The sequence below is a fragment of the Halomonas sp. FeN2 genome, assembly GCF_020595105.1.
GTDB classification, from domain to species: domain Bacteria; phylum Pseudomonadota; class Gammaproteobacteria; order Pseudomonadales; family Halomonadaceae; genus Vreelandella; species Vreelandella neptunia.
In genome coordinates, this window is the sequence record NZ_CP074200.1 from 4,186,111 (window position 1) to 4,200,862 (window position 14,752).

Genomic DNA, 14,752 nt, shown 5'->3' on the forward strand with positions numbered 1-14,752 from the left:
TCCTGAACATTATTTTTCCAGGGCAGCTAGCCTGCGAATACCTGGATATGTTTAACCTGCTATTAGTTTTGCCATAAAGAAGGCTGCAGTGAGGTAAGATAATGAGTACTCACTATCATTTACATGATAAAAGACTTAAGTTAGATTCATTCAACGCGCATGATTGCTGCTTTTTTGGTAGGTTTGTACGTTCTCTGTGTCATTGATTCTACCCAGCAGATTCTGGAGCTAAGTAAAGTATGCATAAAAAGGATGGTCGGTGCGCTTTGCCTATCTGCTAAAAAATCTATTTTCTTTTAGTTCATTAAAGGGCCGGCTCTTGCTGGGGCTTTCCTTTACCTTGCTGCTGCTGATCGCGTTGGTACTGGGCATGGCGTGGCAAGTCGGCAAAACCATGGTGCATGACACTAATATGTCACACCTGCGCTATGAAGCCACTCTACTCGCCGATGAGGTTACCCAACAAATTGATATGCGCATCCAGGCGTTAGAGCGCCTAAGAGAAATGATCGGCGACACTGAAGATGCGAGTTGGATGAATTATCAATTGCGGCAGAACGATAGCCTGCTGGCCTGGTTTGAGGGAATTGTGGTTGCCAACAGCGACGGAAGGATTGTTGCCGATTGGCCCGCTATTGTTGGCCGGGTAGGGCTTGAAACCAGTGAGCTTGAGTATTTCCGTATGTTGCGCGGTATCCGCCGACCCTACGTTAGTGAGCCCTTTGTAGGTCGGGCAAGTGGCATGCCGATGGTTCTAGTGGGGGTGCCGCGTTTCACCGAAGAAGGCGCTTTTAATGGTTTTGTTGGAGGGGTTCTTAGCTTGGATTCCGGGGGGATATTTAGCCGTTTAGCCAAAGTGCGCTTGGGCGAAAAAGGCTATGCGGGTGTTGCTACCTCCTCAGGCAGGGTCTTATACCATCCTAATACTTCATTGATTAATGCTTCTGTACCCAGCCGGTCATTTAACCCTTTGTTGGACTTGGCGCTAGATGGTTGGGAAGGGGATGGCGTGGGGGAGCTTCTGACTGGGGAAATGGCGCTTCAGTCCTATTCTCAAGTATGGCCTGCCGGTTGGATTGTCGGTCTTTACTTGCCCATATCTCAAGCGCAACTTCCATTAGCAGACTTTATTAGGCAGTTATGGTGGACATGGGTTGTGCTGGTTTTAATTATGTTCCCTTTACTATGGTGGATGCTGGGCCGAGTACTTTCACCCTTGAGGTATTTGGAGAAGCAGATTGGTGAGGTGGGCTTAGGGTACCGTGAGAGCGTGAGCCTGGCGACCAATATGCAAGAGCTACAGCAGGTGGCGAGTACCTTTAACCGTGTGGAAGATGAGCGGCAGTTGCTACTAGGCAATCTTCAAGAGCGCGAGGCGTTTCTTGACTCGGTGCTCAATGCGGCGCCTCAGGGTATGTTTGTCGCCAACATTAAGGGCGATATCACTTATATGAACCCCGCACTACTGGAGATGCTGGGTGTTTCCGCTGACTCCCCCATGGATTCTTGGATTAAGCAGATCCACATGGATGATCTCGACGGGGCTCAAGATATGTGGATACATAGCCTTCGCACCGGCAGCAATTTTGTCCGTCAGTTACGTTTCTTGCGTAGCGATCAAGAGCTGCTGTGGCTGGATATTCATGCCCGCGTGGTTACGCTGTCTCAAGATGGCCAGACCTTGGGTTTAGTCGGGGTTGTCAAAGATATTACCGAGCGCCGCGAGCAGGAAGCTATTCAGCGTTGGGAGGCGGAGCACGACCCGTTAACCGGGTTGTTGAATCGCCGTGGCTTTGAGCGCCGCTTAGAAGAAGCCTTTGCCGATTTCCAAAAAACCAGCACGCCGTCAGCCCTTTTACTGTTTGATTTGGATCATTTCAAGCCCATCAATGACGAAGGTGGCCATGCTCTAGGCGATGAAATGCTGCGCCGTATTGCACAGGTGGTAGCCTGGGAAGTTCGCCGTAGTGACCATGTGGCGCGCCAAGGTGGCGATGAGTTTGGCGTGCTGCTCCCCAGCTGCACCCTGTCTCAGGCAAGGCGTATCGCGGAGTCATTGCGCCAATCGGTGAGTGAAATCTCCGTTACCCATGAAGGTAAAGAGTTTATGGTCACCTTAAGTATCGGCGTGACTACTTTTGATGATAGCGATAGCAGCGTGGATGATGTCCTGGCACGCGCCGATGCCGGTAGTTACAAAGCCAAAGAGCACGGGCGTGATGGGGTTGTGATTAATATGCCCCATGATGATGTGATGGAGCTCTTTGATCAGTCTAATTAAGGTCAGGTAAAACTGTGTTCTGCTCCCTACATCCAGAGGAGCTCTTGCCAGTCGACAAACGCTGTCCGGCAGTACAGTATAAGCAGGTGCTAAATTTGTTGTTGAAGCCAGTTTTTAAATCAAGGCTGACCGAGATACTGTTGTGAACCTACTTGAACTTTTTGCCCGCACGCTTGATGTGACGCTGCCTGTCTTCGCAATGGTATTTGTTGGCCTGGGTCTTAAGCGCTTGAAATGGATCGATAGCGTCTTTGTCTCGACCGCTTCAGCGTTGGTATTTAGAGCAACGCTCCCCACCTTGATTTTCCTCAGTTTGATAAAAGCCGACTTAAGCGTTGCTCTAGACGTTTCGCTGATGGTGTTTTTTGCCGCGGCAACGCTCGGCCAGTTCCTGCTCAGCTGGGCATGGGCGCATTTCCGTGTTGCTCATCAGGATCGCGGAATTTACGTCCAGGGCGCGTTTCGTGGTAACTGCGGGGTAGTGGGCTTGGCATTAGCGGCGGGCATGTACGGTAACTATGGCTTGTCAGCGGGTAGTCTTCTGCTGGGCGTGGTGATTGTAATGTATAACGCGTTCTCGGTTGTCGTACTGGCATTCTACCAGCCTGGGCAGTCCACCGATTGGCGTAGCCTGCTCAAGCATGTAGCGAAGAACCCGCTAATTATTTCCGTATTTGCAGCGTTACCCTTTACCGCACTTTCGATTCCTCTGCCCAGCTGGGTGGTTACCTCGGGGGACTATTTTGCCTCGTTAACACTGCCGCTGGCACTGATTTGTATTGGCGCGACACTTTCCGTTTCGAGCATGCGTGACAGCAGCCAAGTGGCGCTAGGCGCCAGCTTGATGAAGATGGTCACGCTACCGATACTCTCAACTCTTGCGGCCTGGATGGTGGGCTTTTCAGGTGAGCAATTGGGCTTGCTGTTTCTATTCTTCGCCAGCCCCACCGCCGCCGCCAGCTTTGTGATGGTGAAAGCGATAGGCGGCAATGTGGCCCTAGCTGCCAATATCATCGCTATTACCACGTTGATGGCGAGTATTACCGTTACGCTGGGGGTCTTTGCTCTGCGTTTACTCGGTTGGATATAGAGCCGAATAGCTCTGCTAAATAGACCAACTCGGTTGGCCCTGCCTATGTCGACGCGTTATACTACGCGCCCGCTAGTTTAGAACGACGACGTTAGTCCCTGTAGCTCAGTAGGATAGAGCAGCCGCCTCCTAAGCGGCAGGTCGCAGGTTCGACTCCTGCCAGGGACGCCAACTGGGGTTCTTTACAAGTCCTGAGAAGGCCTAAAAAAGAGTACAATACTCTGAAATACATGGTTTTTTAGCTCCTCGTTGTTCCTCACAGTTCCTTCCAAATCCCGCTTTCAAGTGGTATACAGTCCGGTATATGCCTCCATTCGGAAATACTCGGTATACCTCCATGGCGCTAACTATCCGACAAATAAACGCAACTAAGCCCGGCACGAAAATTATTACCCTCTCAGATGGCATGGGATTAGAACTTAGGATCTCAACCAATGGCAGCCGTGGATGGCGTTTGCGCTACACACGCCCTAACGGCAAGCGCAACATGATCAGCCTTGGTCAGTACCCTGAAGTGAGCCTTGCCGAAGCAAGGGAGAAGCGGACGGATATGAGACGTCTAATATCCCAAGGCATTGACCCTGTAGAGCAAAAGCAGAGCGACAAACGCCAACGACAGTACGCAACTGAAAACACGTTTGAAGTGCTGGCCATGGAGTGGCACGCAGCCATGGTGCCGCGCTGGAAAGAGAGTTCTAAGCGTGCCAGTGACAGCAGGCGCGTGCTTGAAATGTATGTGTTCCCCAAAGTGGGGAATCGGCCGATAGAGAGCATTCTGCCCCTCGAATGGCTGGATATACTGCGCACGCTGGAAGAGTTAGGGAAATTCGAACAGAGACGCCGCCTGCACGCCTTCTGTCGTGATATCTACCGCTTTGCCATCATTACGGGTAGAGCCAGCTACAACCCCCTTACCGACCTTCAAACGGCGCTTAAGCCCTACAAGCGGGGTAGCTTCCACCATATCCCCCAAAGTGAGCTTCCACAGCTTGTGCGCGATATTGAGGCTTACGATAAAAGCCCTATGGTGCGCATTGGGCTAAAGCTGTTGCTACTGACAGCCGTTCGGCCTGGAGAGCTACGCCGGGCTGAGTGGACTGAGTTCGACTTAGATGCAGCCGTTTGGAAGATCCCCGCCGAACGCATGAAGATGGGCAGGGCGCACCAAGTGCCCCTGCCTAGCCAGGCATTGTGTGAGCTGCGTTATCTTCACAAGCTAACAGCCCCCTTCAAATTGCTATTTCCTGGCCGTAATGACCCACGAAAACCAATCTCCGATGCCGCTTTTGGCATGGCTCTAAAGCGTATGGGTTATGAGGGCAGGCACGTACCCCACGGCACCCGCCATGTTGTGGCCACCGGCTTAAAAGAGTTGGGCTATCCCAGAGAATGGATAGAGCTACAGCTATCGCACAAGCTGCCAGGGATCGAGGGCGTTTACACCCATGCCCAACACATGGCCCCGGATCAGCGGCCCGCCATGATGCAGTTTTGGGCGAACTACCTAGATAACATTAGCGCCGAGGTTTAAATGCGACTAAAGCTACCTATCAATTGCCCTGATTGCGGAACGAAAACCCGGACTAGATCTAGCCGGAAAATGACAGAGGGCTATCATGTTTTATACCAAGAGTGCACTAACGAGGAGTGTGGCAATAAGTTTAAAGCTGACGAGATATTCAAAGATACGACAATCGATGCAGTGGCGGAAAACTTCGATTTAATGAGTTTAAACCCCGATGCATGTGCGTTAATGATCATCGATCAGCAGCAAGCGGATATGCATTATCCCTATTTTAGAAAGCGCAATAACGACCGCGCAGAGTACAACATGTATCGTCTGCTGAATGCATGGCGTGAGAACTCGCTGCCCATCATCCATGTTCGCCATCTCTCTGGTGATCCAGAATCTCCCTATTCCCCCGGCCATCCTGGTGTGCGTTTTAAACTTGGTTTAGAGCCTCTCGCTAACGAGGAGATTTTCGATAAAAACATCACGGATGCCTTTTTACGCTCCAACATTGAGGATTGGCTGCTTAAGCGATCCATTCGCCAACTTGTGGTGGTGGGATCGACCAGTGAGGGAGCGGTAGAGGCGACGGTAAGAAGCGCCTCTAACTTAGGGTTCACCGTGTGGGTTCCCGATGACGCTTGCTACACCTTCGAGAAATTCAGTTACGACGCCGTGGATCTTCTTCCTGAAACTATCCATACCCTTGCAATGACGAACTTGCACCAGGGTAATTCTACGGTAGTGGATACTACGCTAGTGCTTCACGCGGTCGAGCACGCCATTGCTACCAAGGAAGGAGAGAGTAATGGCCAGCGCCGTCACTGAGTGGCCAGCTAGGCATCTGCGTGTTGTAAATTTTCCGTTTTCTACAACAGAAAAATACTGGCTGATTTTTTATAACTATTTGAATTTAAAATATAAAAAAATATGCCTTTCGGATGACGCTTCAGCTCCGCGTTATAAATAGCTCATGAAACACTTTCTGTTGTATATCCATACAGTTCTACAACAGCCCTTTCTGGTAGTCCTCCTCGTTCCTCGTCAAGCTAGTGGTGTCTCAAGCGTAAGGCTTGCAACGTCACCACTCGCTGAAGGAACCCACCTTATGGCTCATCAAAAACCAACGTCCTCTTTGTCATCCAAAGCTGCTTTCGATGCCTGTCTAGCTGCCCAGAATCGTTCGTGTGCCATCCCGTTGTGCGGGAATCGTGGCACAACGCGCATCGATGGCGCGTCATTTCGTTAACCGTCAAGCTTCATAGGGCCACTAGGGCACTTGCCTGGAATGACACAGCGAGGACACAAATCAATGCCTGAACTCACCACTCACACACCGCCATTCAGAACGGTGAACAAGATCCAGCTAGGTAATCGCCTGCTGCGTCGCAAGGAGGTAGAGCAGAAAACCGGTAAAAGCCGTTCGGCCATTTATGACGGTATTCGCCAGGGCACTTTCCCGGCACCGGTGCCGATTGGCGGCAAAAGCGTTGCTTGGCTAGAAGAGGAGGTGGATAGCTGGATCGCTAACTGCTTGGAAGAACGCAAACGCCAACTCCTGGAAGGCATTCCCGCACCGCTACGCATGACCACACACCAACAGGAGCGCCACGCATGAGCCAATTTGAATTCACCATCAACGGCACCACGCTAAAGCTCACCGCGGACGATGTGGTCAAGCTTGAGGCCGCCATGGTAGACGCCACCAAATCACCCAGCCGAAAGGCATTCCGTAAAGGTTCGACCGGCGATATTAGCGCCAAATGGTTAGATGGCCAGGGCGATGGCTTGGAGCGCTTCAACCGCCACCAGCCTCCCGCCGAGATCCTTACCGACTGCTAACCCCCTAACCCTACCAAATAGGCATAACGCTGCTGGGCCAAGCCCAGCGGGTATGGGGAAGTTTTGCCCAAAGATCGCAAAAAAGGCCCCAGAGCGGGGAGCACTGGGGCCAAGCGAAGTTACATCAAAGGGAAGTCATGAAGCCTATCAAATTGAGCGACATTTGCTGCCTGAAAAGCTTGCGAGGAACGCTGGGGAATGCTTATCATGCTCTTGCTGTAGCAAAATCTACAGCCGGGCGTGAGAACCCGAAGTATCCAAGGCGCTACAGCGCCCCTACCATTGCAGGCGCTTTTTTTCCGCCTGTAGTGCGTCGTTATGGCGGCTGTGCGTGGGCACGTTTCGGCGTGGCCGGTTCCCTTGGATGCCGGTTTCTCACCCTGCGTACAGTCGCCTCCAATCGCGTGAGAACGGTTGTTGGTGACTCCAAAATCCAAGGAGTCTTACCTATGGCCAATCAAAGCCAAGGTGCGTACACGCACACCCAAATTTCCCCCACGCATATAGCTACTGCGCTAATCGGTGCAAAACTGATTGCCTACCGTGTGAACCGTAAGCCTGAACAGCTTCAACAGCTGTTGGGTATGGCACGCATGGCCACCGCGCTAAACGCCCTCTCTTATCAAGAACACGACCAATTACTCATCGAGCTTGAACGCCTGTGCGTTGAGGAGGTGGGTAATGCTTAATTCACCCATTCCCCCACGCCTTGAAGATGCCGTTTGCCTGACCGAGGCAGAGTGCATGTTGATCGACCCCCGCGCCGATGGCGACACGCTGTTTGAACATGCAGAAATGCGCCTGGAGGCAGTCAGCAACTTGATGCTGTCGCTTTGCCAGCTAGATACGCCAGGAGCCAGCGCTGATGCGCGTGATTTAGCCAACGTGGCTATCGCATCGCGTATTTTACTGGCCGATGCATCTGATCTTTTCCTAGTGGCGCGCAAAACCGTCAAACGGCAAATACCGCCTGCCAAGAGGGGGGCGCGTCATGGCTAAAACGACCGTTCAAAAAATCCAGCAAGTGGCTATAGCTGCGCTTAATGACGCTGAAACCCTAGTCGCTGAATGGCTGCCCGATGGTGCGCGCCAGGGCAGCGAATGGGTAGCACGCAACACGGCCCGCGACGACCAGGGGAAAGGCTCGTTTGGTGTGTCATTGGCCAGCGGCAAGTGGAACGACTTTGCTGATCCTGACGCCCACGGCGGTGACCTTGTATCGCTGCTTAGCTACCTGCGCGGGTGTCGGCAGGTAGACGCCGCCATGATGATCGATCAGCGGTTGGGGCTGGGTATTTTTCATCGCAACGGTGAGGCGCAAGCCTCACCCCCCATTGCTGTTACCCCCACCAAAAACCAGCTACGCCAGCAGGCGGAAGCGCAACGCCTGGCGGCCCAACAAAAAGCCGCCCAACTGGCCAAGCAGCTTTGGCTCAATGGCCAGCCTGCTTGCCCTGGCCATGCGTATTTGGTGAGCAAAGGGATTAGCCCTTATCGACTACGCCAAACACCCAAAGGCCAGCTAATGGTGCCGCTTTATGCCGATGGTGAGCTGGTCAATGTGCAACTGATCGATGCCCAGGGGAATAAGCGGTTTTTAAAAGGCGGGCAGGTGCTGGGTGCTTACTCACCGCTTGGCCGTGTCATGCCTGGAAAGACCCTTTATGTCTGTGAGGGCTGGGCCACCGGGGCCACGATTCACGCCCACACCCGCGAGCCAGTGGCGTGTGCCATGCACGCGGGCAATTTAGAACCGGTTGCGCGTGGCCTATGTGAGCGCTATGGCCACCTTGAAATGGTCATCGCTGGCGACGATGACCGCGCTACCCCTGGAAACCCTGGCCGTACTGCCGCCAATGCCGCCGCGTTAGCGGTGGGGGCGTTGGTGCTGTTCCCGGCTTGGCCGAAAGAAGCCCCGCATATCCTGACCGATTTTAACGACTTGGCGTGCTGGTATCGCCAACAAGGGGGCCACCATGAGTGAGAAAAAACGCGAGCAGCAAAGCTACCTTGCGCTAGTTGGCCAACCTACCGCGCCGGAGATCGACACCCTAGAGCGCCCAAGCTATGCCGTGTATGAAGGCCAAACGCTGGTGGATGGGAAGCTGTTTAGGGCAGGAACTTGGTTCCACGGCATCAAACAGGGCCAGGGCGATGATATTGGCCAACCGTTTGATCTATGGATCTGTGGCCCACTGCATGTGGATGCCGAAACGCTTAACAGTGATGACGGCAGCGTCGGACGCTTACTGCGCTTCAAGCACCGGGGCAAGGTCATTGAATACGTCATGCCCATGGAGGCATTAGCCGGTAAGGGAGAGGAGATCTTAAAAGCCCTTTTCCGCCAGGGCTTAAAAGTGGAGTACCACCAGCGCCGCTATGTGCCTGCCTATATCGCCAGTCACCACGACTTAAACCGAGTGCTGGCCACCACGACCAAACCGGGCTGGCACGATGCAAGCGGGGCATTTGTACTCCCAGGCAAAATTTTAGGCGGCCAGGACGTACGCTTTCAGGACAGCGGCAAGGGTGCCCACCTATTTTCTGAACGGGGCACGCTGGAAAGCTGGCAAAGCGAACTGGCGCACTATTGCCAGGGCAACCCGGTGCTGATCCTGTCTGTTTGCTGTGCATTGGCGGGGCCACTGCTTTCAAAAGTAGGCGTAAACGGTGGTGGCGTGCATTTGGTGGGTGACTCCTCAAGCGGTAAGTCACTGGCCCAGGCTATCGCCGCCTCAGTGTGGGGCGACCCCAGCCGTTTTGCGGCGTCTTGGGATATGTCAAAGGGCGGTATTGAGATCGAGGCATCGTCACGTAATGACACGGTGCTGATTCTGGACGAGATCAAACGCGCCGATCCCAAGCGGGTGCAAGAAATGGCCTACGCCATCGCCAACGGCACCGGCAAGGGCACCATGACCCGTGAGCGGGAAGGGCGGCCCAAGCTTTACTGGCGTGTGTTGGCGCTTTCCAGCGGGGAGCGGTCACTTTCTGAACACGCGGCCATTTCAGGCAATGCCGCCCACGCTGGGGCAGAGCTGCGCATGGTGGACGTAAATGCAGGCAACCGCGCCTATCGCGCCTTTGATGACGTTCACGGCATGGATGGAGCGACATTCCATAGGAAGCTGACAACAGCAACCGCGCACCACTACGGCATGGTGGGGCCTGCGTTCGTGGAGCATCTCATTAAGGAAACCGACCCTGACTACTTTTATCAGCGGTTTGCTGAGGTGCGGGGAGGGTTCAATTCTGATGGCCCCCAGGCGGGCAGGGTCGCGGATCGCTTCGCCATTATTGGACTAGCTGGAGAGCTGGCATCTACCTACGGGATTTTACCGTGGGAAGAAGGCACCGCCGCTAACGCATGTAGTCAGCTATTCCGCGAGTGGGTCGCCAGGGTAGGCGACGGGAACGCGGAAGATCGGCAAATACTTAGCGCGCTATCAGATTTTATCGCCATGCACGGTGATAGTCGCTTTTCCAACATTGCGGCAGAGCTGCCGAATCCTGGGATCAAGCATCGCGCCGGTTACTTCGAGATTGAGGACAAAAAGCGCCTTTACCTATTCAACCGCGCCTCACTAACGGAGGCGGCAGCGGGATATGGCAGAGACCGCGTGATTCGCACACTGGAAACCTACAACGTGCTGGCCAAAACCGACAGCGGCCGCCGCCAGAAAAACTACCGCCTGCCAGGAGGAGGGAGCACGCGCTTTTTCGTCATTGATCCCGACAAGTTGGACGGCGAGCGAGGGGGCGAATGATGCAGAGGCTTTTTACGCGTGAACCTAGTTTCTGTGGCAACACTGGCTACAACGGCAACGCCCAGCAACCATGCGGGGTACAGGTGTTGCCTATTAATAAGAGAGGTGGCTACAAAGGCAACACATATCTTTATATCTATAGAGTGGCTGAGCTTGTCTGTTGCCGTTTTCAAAAAGCGGCTACAAGTTGCCAAAAAAAATATCAATTAAATCAATGCTATTGCCGTTGTTGCCACGTTGCCCCCGTTTTTCAAAATCAGACAGGGGAATTATGTATGGGAGGTATTGAGAATTATTCCCATATTTGCAAGGAGGCGACCCCTTTCCCTTCCTGGCAGGCGTTTTCCACCCAGCTAAACATTTCCCGTTGGTGGGGCCTTGGCTCCACCGTTTCACCCGCGCACCCATGCCAACAGTGAGGCCAACATGACTGAGCAGACATCAGCCACCACCCAAGCACCTGAGCAGGAGCAATGCACCATGCAAGCAACAGATAACAAGCACTCCAAAGCCCCCGAAGCTGCCGTGAGCGGTGAAACTGAAACCGAGCTGGAGACTGAGATCGAGCAGCTACGCGCCACTTACCTCGCCCGGCGCTCGAAGCTCGAAAACGTATCTGGCAGGTTGGCCAAGCTACGGAAAACGCTCGATGCCCTACAGCACCAGACGAACGCAACGAAGGATGCTTGGCGGCAAGATTTCGTGAAAGGGTTTGGGGAGCAGAGCAAGGCGGTACGTGACCAGCTTAAGCAAAAAGGACAGTTGACCTCTGAAGCCGAGCAGACCCAGGAAATGATCGAGCTGCTTGAGCCGCAACAGGAATGGCTCAGGATGCAGACGCATTTGGCCCGACAACCGCTTGAGGGAGCTATCGGTCGTCTAGCGGAAATTTCATCACGCAAGAGGTTGATGAAATGTCTTAAGAATATGAGCAACAGTGAGGAAATGGCCACCTTGAGCGCTGAGCTGCCAAGGCTGTTCAAACGCATTCATGAAGGGACGTACAACGATTATGCTCACATGGCGAGGCTTGGCATTGATGTATCAAGCCAGCCAGGGAGCAGTATCGATCCCTTGATGGATAATGCTAGTCGACGGTGGACTAGTGAAGAGATTGAGCGCCGCCAACATGCTGCATTGGGCAAACTATTGATGGGCGTCATGCCCAAAGCCAAACCGGAGCCCAAACCAGAGATTTTACAGGTGCCGTCCTTGCTCGCCTGTGAAGCAGACGGACGTGACTACCCATCACCCGTTCGCTTTAACCGCCGGTTGAAAGAACTAGAAGCACAAATGGAGTATGTTCCGAGCCTTGACGACTTGGATAGCGCCCAAGCCTAACCAATCCATTCTCAAGCGTATGGCCAACGCCCTGCCTTTGTGCGGGGCGTTGTCGTGTTAGGCGAGGGAGAGGACGGCGGAAGGGGAGCCAGCCTTGTGCGAGCGCGTAGAGGGCTTCATGCGGCGATGTTGCCAACCATCCACCCCCACACCGGCCGCGACCCACGCCGCGCACTCGACACCCCGCCCCGCCCGCGCGCTAAATGTAGTGGTTTTTATGCACCCACTCGCCCGTCACCAAGCCGCGCCACTGCTGGGCTGGCTGGTGAAAAATGGGTGCATGAAAATTATGCGTTTTCATGCGGAGTTATGCGCTTTCAACAGGCAAGAGGCAGAGAAAGATCCTAAAGCGAGGCCACCGGCTGGCCGATAGTTTAGAAAGACATTCCTGGTAAGGCCTTGCCGTACCGGGGCGTTCCAGTGAGCAGCTGCGCAGGGTGGTCTAAAGTCTCAGAGTTATTGGTTGTACAGGCTTAGGAAAATGATGAATACTGCTTAAATATAATGAAGCAGGGGTGTAGTGGCCGATGGGTGTTAATCAGCTGGTAACCATTGATTTGCGAATCACTAGCCACCGTGACGATCAAAGCAGACTTGTCGAAAAATGCTGCAGTCGCGCATATTTTGTTTAAAAGCCTCATAAAAAATAATAGCTGAAGGGGTATAGACTTGGGAGAATTTGGCAAGCTGCATTTTCCAGATGAGCATGTCGCCATATTCATCCAATCATAGGAAGGCCCGTCTAATACCTGTTCGGAACCTTTAGAAGTGTTTAACTGAACCAATGAATTTACGCAACTCCGTCATCAAAGCTCGTTATAAGAACCCGGACAATGATCCGAGGGGAGCATATCTCCTTGCAGATGTAACGTCGCCGGTTGATCGGCCAAAGCTTCAATATGAATGGCGTGGTCAAATGCCGCCGCAAGGTCGATCTTGGCGCTATACGAAAGAGCGTGCCGAAGAGTTAGAAGCGGAGGGGCGTATCGTCTTCTCATCAAATGGCAAGCCTCAACTAAAGCGTTACTTGAGCGAAGCCGCATCTAAAAACAACGTTGAACCTGATGTAAAAAACCCGTCTCGGCTTGAGGTAATAGTTCGAACGGCGATGAAGGCGATTCCATTGGAAATTGCTAAAAATCCGCAATGTCTCCGTGACGTTGAATGGAGAGACCTAGAGCGAGCCCTGCGAGAGGTATTCGAGCAGCTTGGATTCGAAACTGAGTTAACCCGGTCGGGGAAAGACGGGGGCTTTGATCTTCGACTTGAATGTGAAGAAGGTGGTGATGCGCAGATCTTCTTAGTTGAGGTGAAACACTGGCTCGCAAGTGGGAAAAGACCAGGGAGTGATGTCTTATCGGCTTTGGTTGATGTAGTAGTCAAAGCAGGTGGCAAAACTAAGGGTTTGCTTGTCTCTTCGTCGGGTTTTACCGGTAATATCCTTAGTGGGCGTACCGAGGTGGAGCAGCATAATATAAGGATAGCTGGCCAAAATAAAATTGTCTCACTGTGTCAGAGCTATCTTGAGAGTCTCGAAGGAGTCTGGCTCCCAACCACAGAACTATCTGAAATGCTTCTCGAAGGATCGAACTAGCCATGTCTTCTCAGCGCAGGTGCCGGGCGTATCATTCCGCCGTTAGCTTTCATGGAGAATTAGTCAAAAATGAAAAGAATTAGAATTTTTGGAGAAAGAGAGCTAGGAGACTTTCTAGAATCTAGAAAAGTTAATATTGCTTCTTCTATAGAATCTGAAAGTGATGACTACATTCTTAACGTTAACGAAGATGATTATATAGCTCACAAAGTATCAGAGGCGACTGTTGAGAATTTGCAAATTAACGTTGCTGATATCTACGCCTCTTCAAGCGAGCGGATGATACCAGCTGAGCATTTTCCTAACAGTTTCCACGTTCACCCAGGGAAATCTTATAAAAAGAATGTAATTAAATTCCACGTTCCTGTTAGTGGGGATATTCAATTGCTCTATTGTGTTCCGAGTAATAGAATATTATGGAGCATGGATGTTGAGGTTGGGCATAATGAATTTTGTTTTGAAATTATTAATTTCAGAGATGACGCCAGTGAGATTGTTCGGAGAAAAGACGAAAATATCCAGAGTATCTTACAACAGTATAAAAATGTGATTGCTGAGGTCGATAGATCTAATGCTAGTTTAGAAAAATATGTGCGCAATATATTTAACTCACGAAAGCAAAGAATACAAAAGAGTTCCGGGGTGTTAGCTTCATTAGGTGTTCCAGTTAAAAAATCAGTCTCGATACCAGAAACATTCTCCATTCCACTCTCACAAAAACGAAAAAAACCTATTTTAAATAAACCAGAAGTAAAAGAAGCAGGCTTTACTTCTGAGCCAAGCCTTGGTCAGTCGACGTATATTGATATTTTGAATTTAATCCACGATGTAGGAAAAGAATTTGAACGGCTACCGAGTTTGTATGCAGACAAGGAAGAGGAGCATCTTAGAGATCATTTTTTAATGATGCTGGAGCCAAATTTCGAAGGTTCTGCTACTGGGGAAACATTCAATAAAACGGGAAAAACCGATATATTGCTGAGACATGAAGGTTTAAACGTGTTTATTGGCGAGTGCAAGTTCTGGAAAGGGGAGAAGAGCTTTTTATCTACGATAAGTCAGCTTTTGGGCTACCTGACATGGAGAGATTCAAAGGCGGCAGTGATTATGTTTGTACCAAATAAAGATTTTAGCAGTGTAGTTGAAACCGCCAAAGGAGCATCGCTCAAGCACAGCAATTTCCTCAAATACGTTGATAGAAAAGATGAAACTTGGTTTAACTATGAATTCCATTTAAATGGCGATAGAAATAGAGTGGTGAAGCTAGCGGTTATGCTCTACCACACGCCGAGGTAAAAGCTAACAAGGCGCTGCTGTCGGACTAGTT

Annotated in this window: 14 protein-coding genes, 1 tRNA gene and 1 pseudogene; all 16 read left to right on the top strand. The window is 51.8% G+C overall.

Features of this window, described 5'->3' with window-relative positions:
* Nucleotides 1-259: 259 nt before the first annotated feature.
* The 16 genes and pseudogenes from KF947_RS19200 to KF947_RS19275 all read left to right on the top strand — a co-directional run bounded on the left by KF947_RS19200 (nucleotide 260) and on the right by KF947_RS19275 (nucleotide 14,721).
* Nucleotides 260-2,281, top strand: a complete 2,022-nt coding sequence (locus tag KF947_RS19200; protein WP_413614112.1) for a diguanylate cyclase — start codon at nucleotides 260-262, stop codon at nucleotides 2,279-2,281.
* Nucleotides 2,282-2,423: 142 nt separating this feature from the next.
* A complete protein-coding gene (locus tag KF947_RS19205) occupies nucleotides 2,424-3,371 on the top strand; it encodes an AEC family transporter (RefSeq protein WP_133730325.1) in 948 nt (315 codons plus the stop codon).
* A gap of 94 nt (nucleotides 3,372-3,465) precedes the next feature.
* Nucleotides 3,466-3,542: transfer RNA gene (locus tag KF947_RS19210), tRNA-Arg, on the top strand.
* 166 nt (nucleotides 3,543-3,708) lie between these two features.
* The gene (locus KF947_RS19215) at nucleotides 3,709-4,902 is read left to right on the top strand and encodes a tyrosine-type recombinase/integrase (RefSeq protein WP_227404823.1); all 1,194 of its coding nucleotides are present in this window, start codon (nucleotides 3,709-3,711) and stop codon (nucleotides 4,900-4,902) included.
* A pseudogene (locus KF947_RS22255) lies at nucleotides 4,903-5,049 on the top strand (ogr/Delta-like zinc finger family protein); the annotation flags it as partial.
* A gap of 45 nt (nucleotides 5,050-5,094) precedes the next feature.
* Nucleotides 5,095-5,709, top strand: coding sequence for an isochorismatase family protein (locus KF947_RS19225; RefSeq protein WP_227406320.1), 615 nt, complete (start codon nucleotides 5,095-5,097; stop codon nucleotides 5,707-5,709).
* Nucleotides 5,690-5,851, top strand: a complete 162-nt coding sequence (locus tag KF947_RS19230; RefSeq protein WP_227404824.1) for a hypothetical protein — start codon at nucleotides 5,690-5,692, stop codon at nucleotides 5,849-5,851. The genes KF947_RS19225 and KF947_RS19230 overlap by 20 nt, the downstream gene beginning before the upstream one ends.
* 342 nt (nucleotides 5,852-6,193) lie before the next feature.
* Nucleotides 6,194-6,499, top strand: coding sequence for a helix-turn-helix transcriptional regulator (locus KF947_RS19235; protein WP_227404825.1), 306 nt, complete (start codon nucleotides 6,194-6,196; stop codon nucleotides 6,497-6,499).
* Nucleotides 6,496-6,723 (top strand): hypothetical protein, encoded by a 228-nt coding sequence (locus KF947_RS19240; protein WP_227404826.1) that lies wholly within the window; start codon nucleotides 6,496-6,498, stop codon nucleotides 6,721-6,723. Before KF947_RS19235 ends, KF947_RS19240 begins: the two co-directional genes overlap by 4 nt.
* A 449-nt stretch (nucleotides 6,724-7,172) precedes the next feature.
* Nucleotides 7,173-7,412: a hypothetical protein gene (locus KF947_RS19245; RefSeq protein WP_227404827.1), complete on the top strand. Its 240-nt coding sequence runs from the start codon at nucleotides 7,173-7,175 to the stop codon at nucleotides 7,410-7,412.
* Nucleotides 7,405-7,722 (top strand): hypothetical protein, encoded by a 318-nt coding sequence (locus KF947_RS19250; protein ID WP_227404828.1) that lies wholly within the window; start codon nucleotides 7,405-7,407, stop codon nucleotides 7,720-7,722. Before KF947_RS19245 ends, KF947_RS19250 begins: the two co-directional genes overlap by 8 nt.
* Nucleotides 7,715-8,707, top strand: coding sequence for a toprim domain-containing protein (locus tag KF947_RS19255; RefSeq protein ID WP_227404829.1), 993 nt, complete (start codon nucleotides 7,715-7,717; stop codon nucleotides 8,705-8,707). Before KF947_RS19250 ends, KF947_RS19255 begins: the two co-directional genes overlap by 8 nt.
* Nucleotides 8,700-10,490 (top strand): DUF927 domain-containing protein, encoded by a 1,791-nt coding sequence (locus KF947_RS19260; RefSeq protein ID WP_227404830.1) that lies wholly within the window; start codon nucleotides 8,700-8,702, stop codon nucleotides 10,488-10,490. The genes KF947_RS19255 and KF947_RS19260 overlap by 8 nt, the downstream gene beginning before the upstream one ends.
* A gap of 426 nt (nucleotides 10,491-10,916) precedes the next feature.
* On the top strand, nucleotides 10,917-11,831 hold the full coding sequence (locus KF947_RS19265; protein ID WP_227404831.1) for a hypothetical protein: 915 nt from the start codon (nucleotides 10,917-10,919) through the stop codon (nucleotides 11,829-11,831).
* 784 nt (nucleotides 11,832-12,615) lie between these two features.
* On the top strand, nucleotides 12,616-13,425 hold the full coding sequence (locus KF947_RS19270; protein ID WP_227404832.1) for a restriction endonuclease: 810 nt from the start codon (nucleotides 12,616-12,618) through the stop codon (nucleotides 13,423-13,425).
* Between the two features lie 69 nt (nucleotides 13,426-13,494).
* On the top strand, nucleotides 13,495-14,721 hold the full coding sequence (locus KF947_RS19275) for a hypothetical protein (protein ID WP_227404833.1): 1,227 nt from the start codon (nucleotides 13,495-13,497) through the stop codon (nucleotides 14,719-14,721).
* Nucleotides 14,722-14,752 lie beyond the last annotated feature (31 nt).

Bases quoted from the DNA above. Each gene is read 5' to 3' on its own strand.
- KF947_RS19230 (WP_227404824.1), top strand. From the start codon at position 5,690: ATGGCCAGCGCCGTCACTGAGTGGCCAGCTAGGCATCTGCGTGTTGTA.
- KF947_RS19270 (WP_227404832.1), top strand. From the start codon at position 12,616: ATGAATTTACGCAACTCCGTCATCAAAGCTCGTTATAAGAACCCGGAC.
- KF947_RS19250 (WP_227404828.1), top strand. From the start codon at position 7,405: ATGCTTAATTCACCCATTCCCCCACGCCTTGAAGATGCCGTTTGCCTG.
- KF947_RS19215 (WP_227404823.1), top strand. From the start codon at position 3,709: ATGGCGCTAACTATCCGACAAATAAACGCAACTAAGCCCGGCACGAAA.
- KF947_RS19260 (WP_227404830.1), top strand. From the start codon at position 8,700: ATGAGTGAGAAAAAACGCGAGCAGCAAAGCTACCTTGCGCTAGTTGGC.
- KF947_RS19235 (WP_227404825.1), top strand. From the start codon at position 6,194: ATGCCTGAACTCACCACTCACACACCGCCATTCAGAACGGTGAACAAG.
- KF947_RS19245 (WP_227404827.1), top strand. From the start codon at position 7,173: ATGGCCAATCAAAGCCAAGGTGCGTACACGCACACCCAAATTTCCCCC.
- KF947_RS19275 (WP_227404833.1), top strand. From the start codon at position 13,495: ATGAAAAGAATTAGAATTTTTGGAGAAAGAGAGCTAGGAGACTTTCTA.
- KF947_RS19265 (WP_227404831.1), top strand. From the start codon at position 10,917: ATGACTGAGCAGACATCAGCCACCACCCAAGCACCTGAGCAGGAGCAA.
- KF947_RS19240 (WP_227404826.1), top strand. From the start codon at position 6,496: ATGAGCCAATTTGAATTCACCATCAACGGCACCACGCTAAAGCTCACC.
- KF947_RS19225 (WP_227406320.1), top strand. From the start codon at position 5,095: ATGAGTTTAAACCCCGATGCATGTGCGTTAATGATCATCGATCAGCAG.
- KF947_RS19255 (WP_227404829.1), top strand. From the start codon at position 7,715: ATGGCTAAAACGACCGTTCAAAAAATCCAGCAAGTGGCTATAGCTGCG.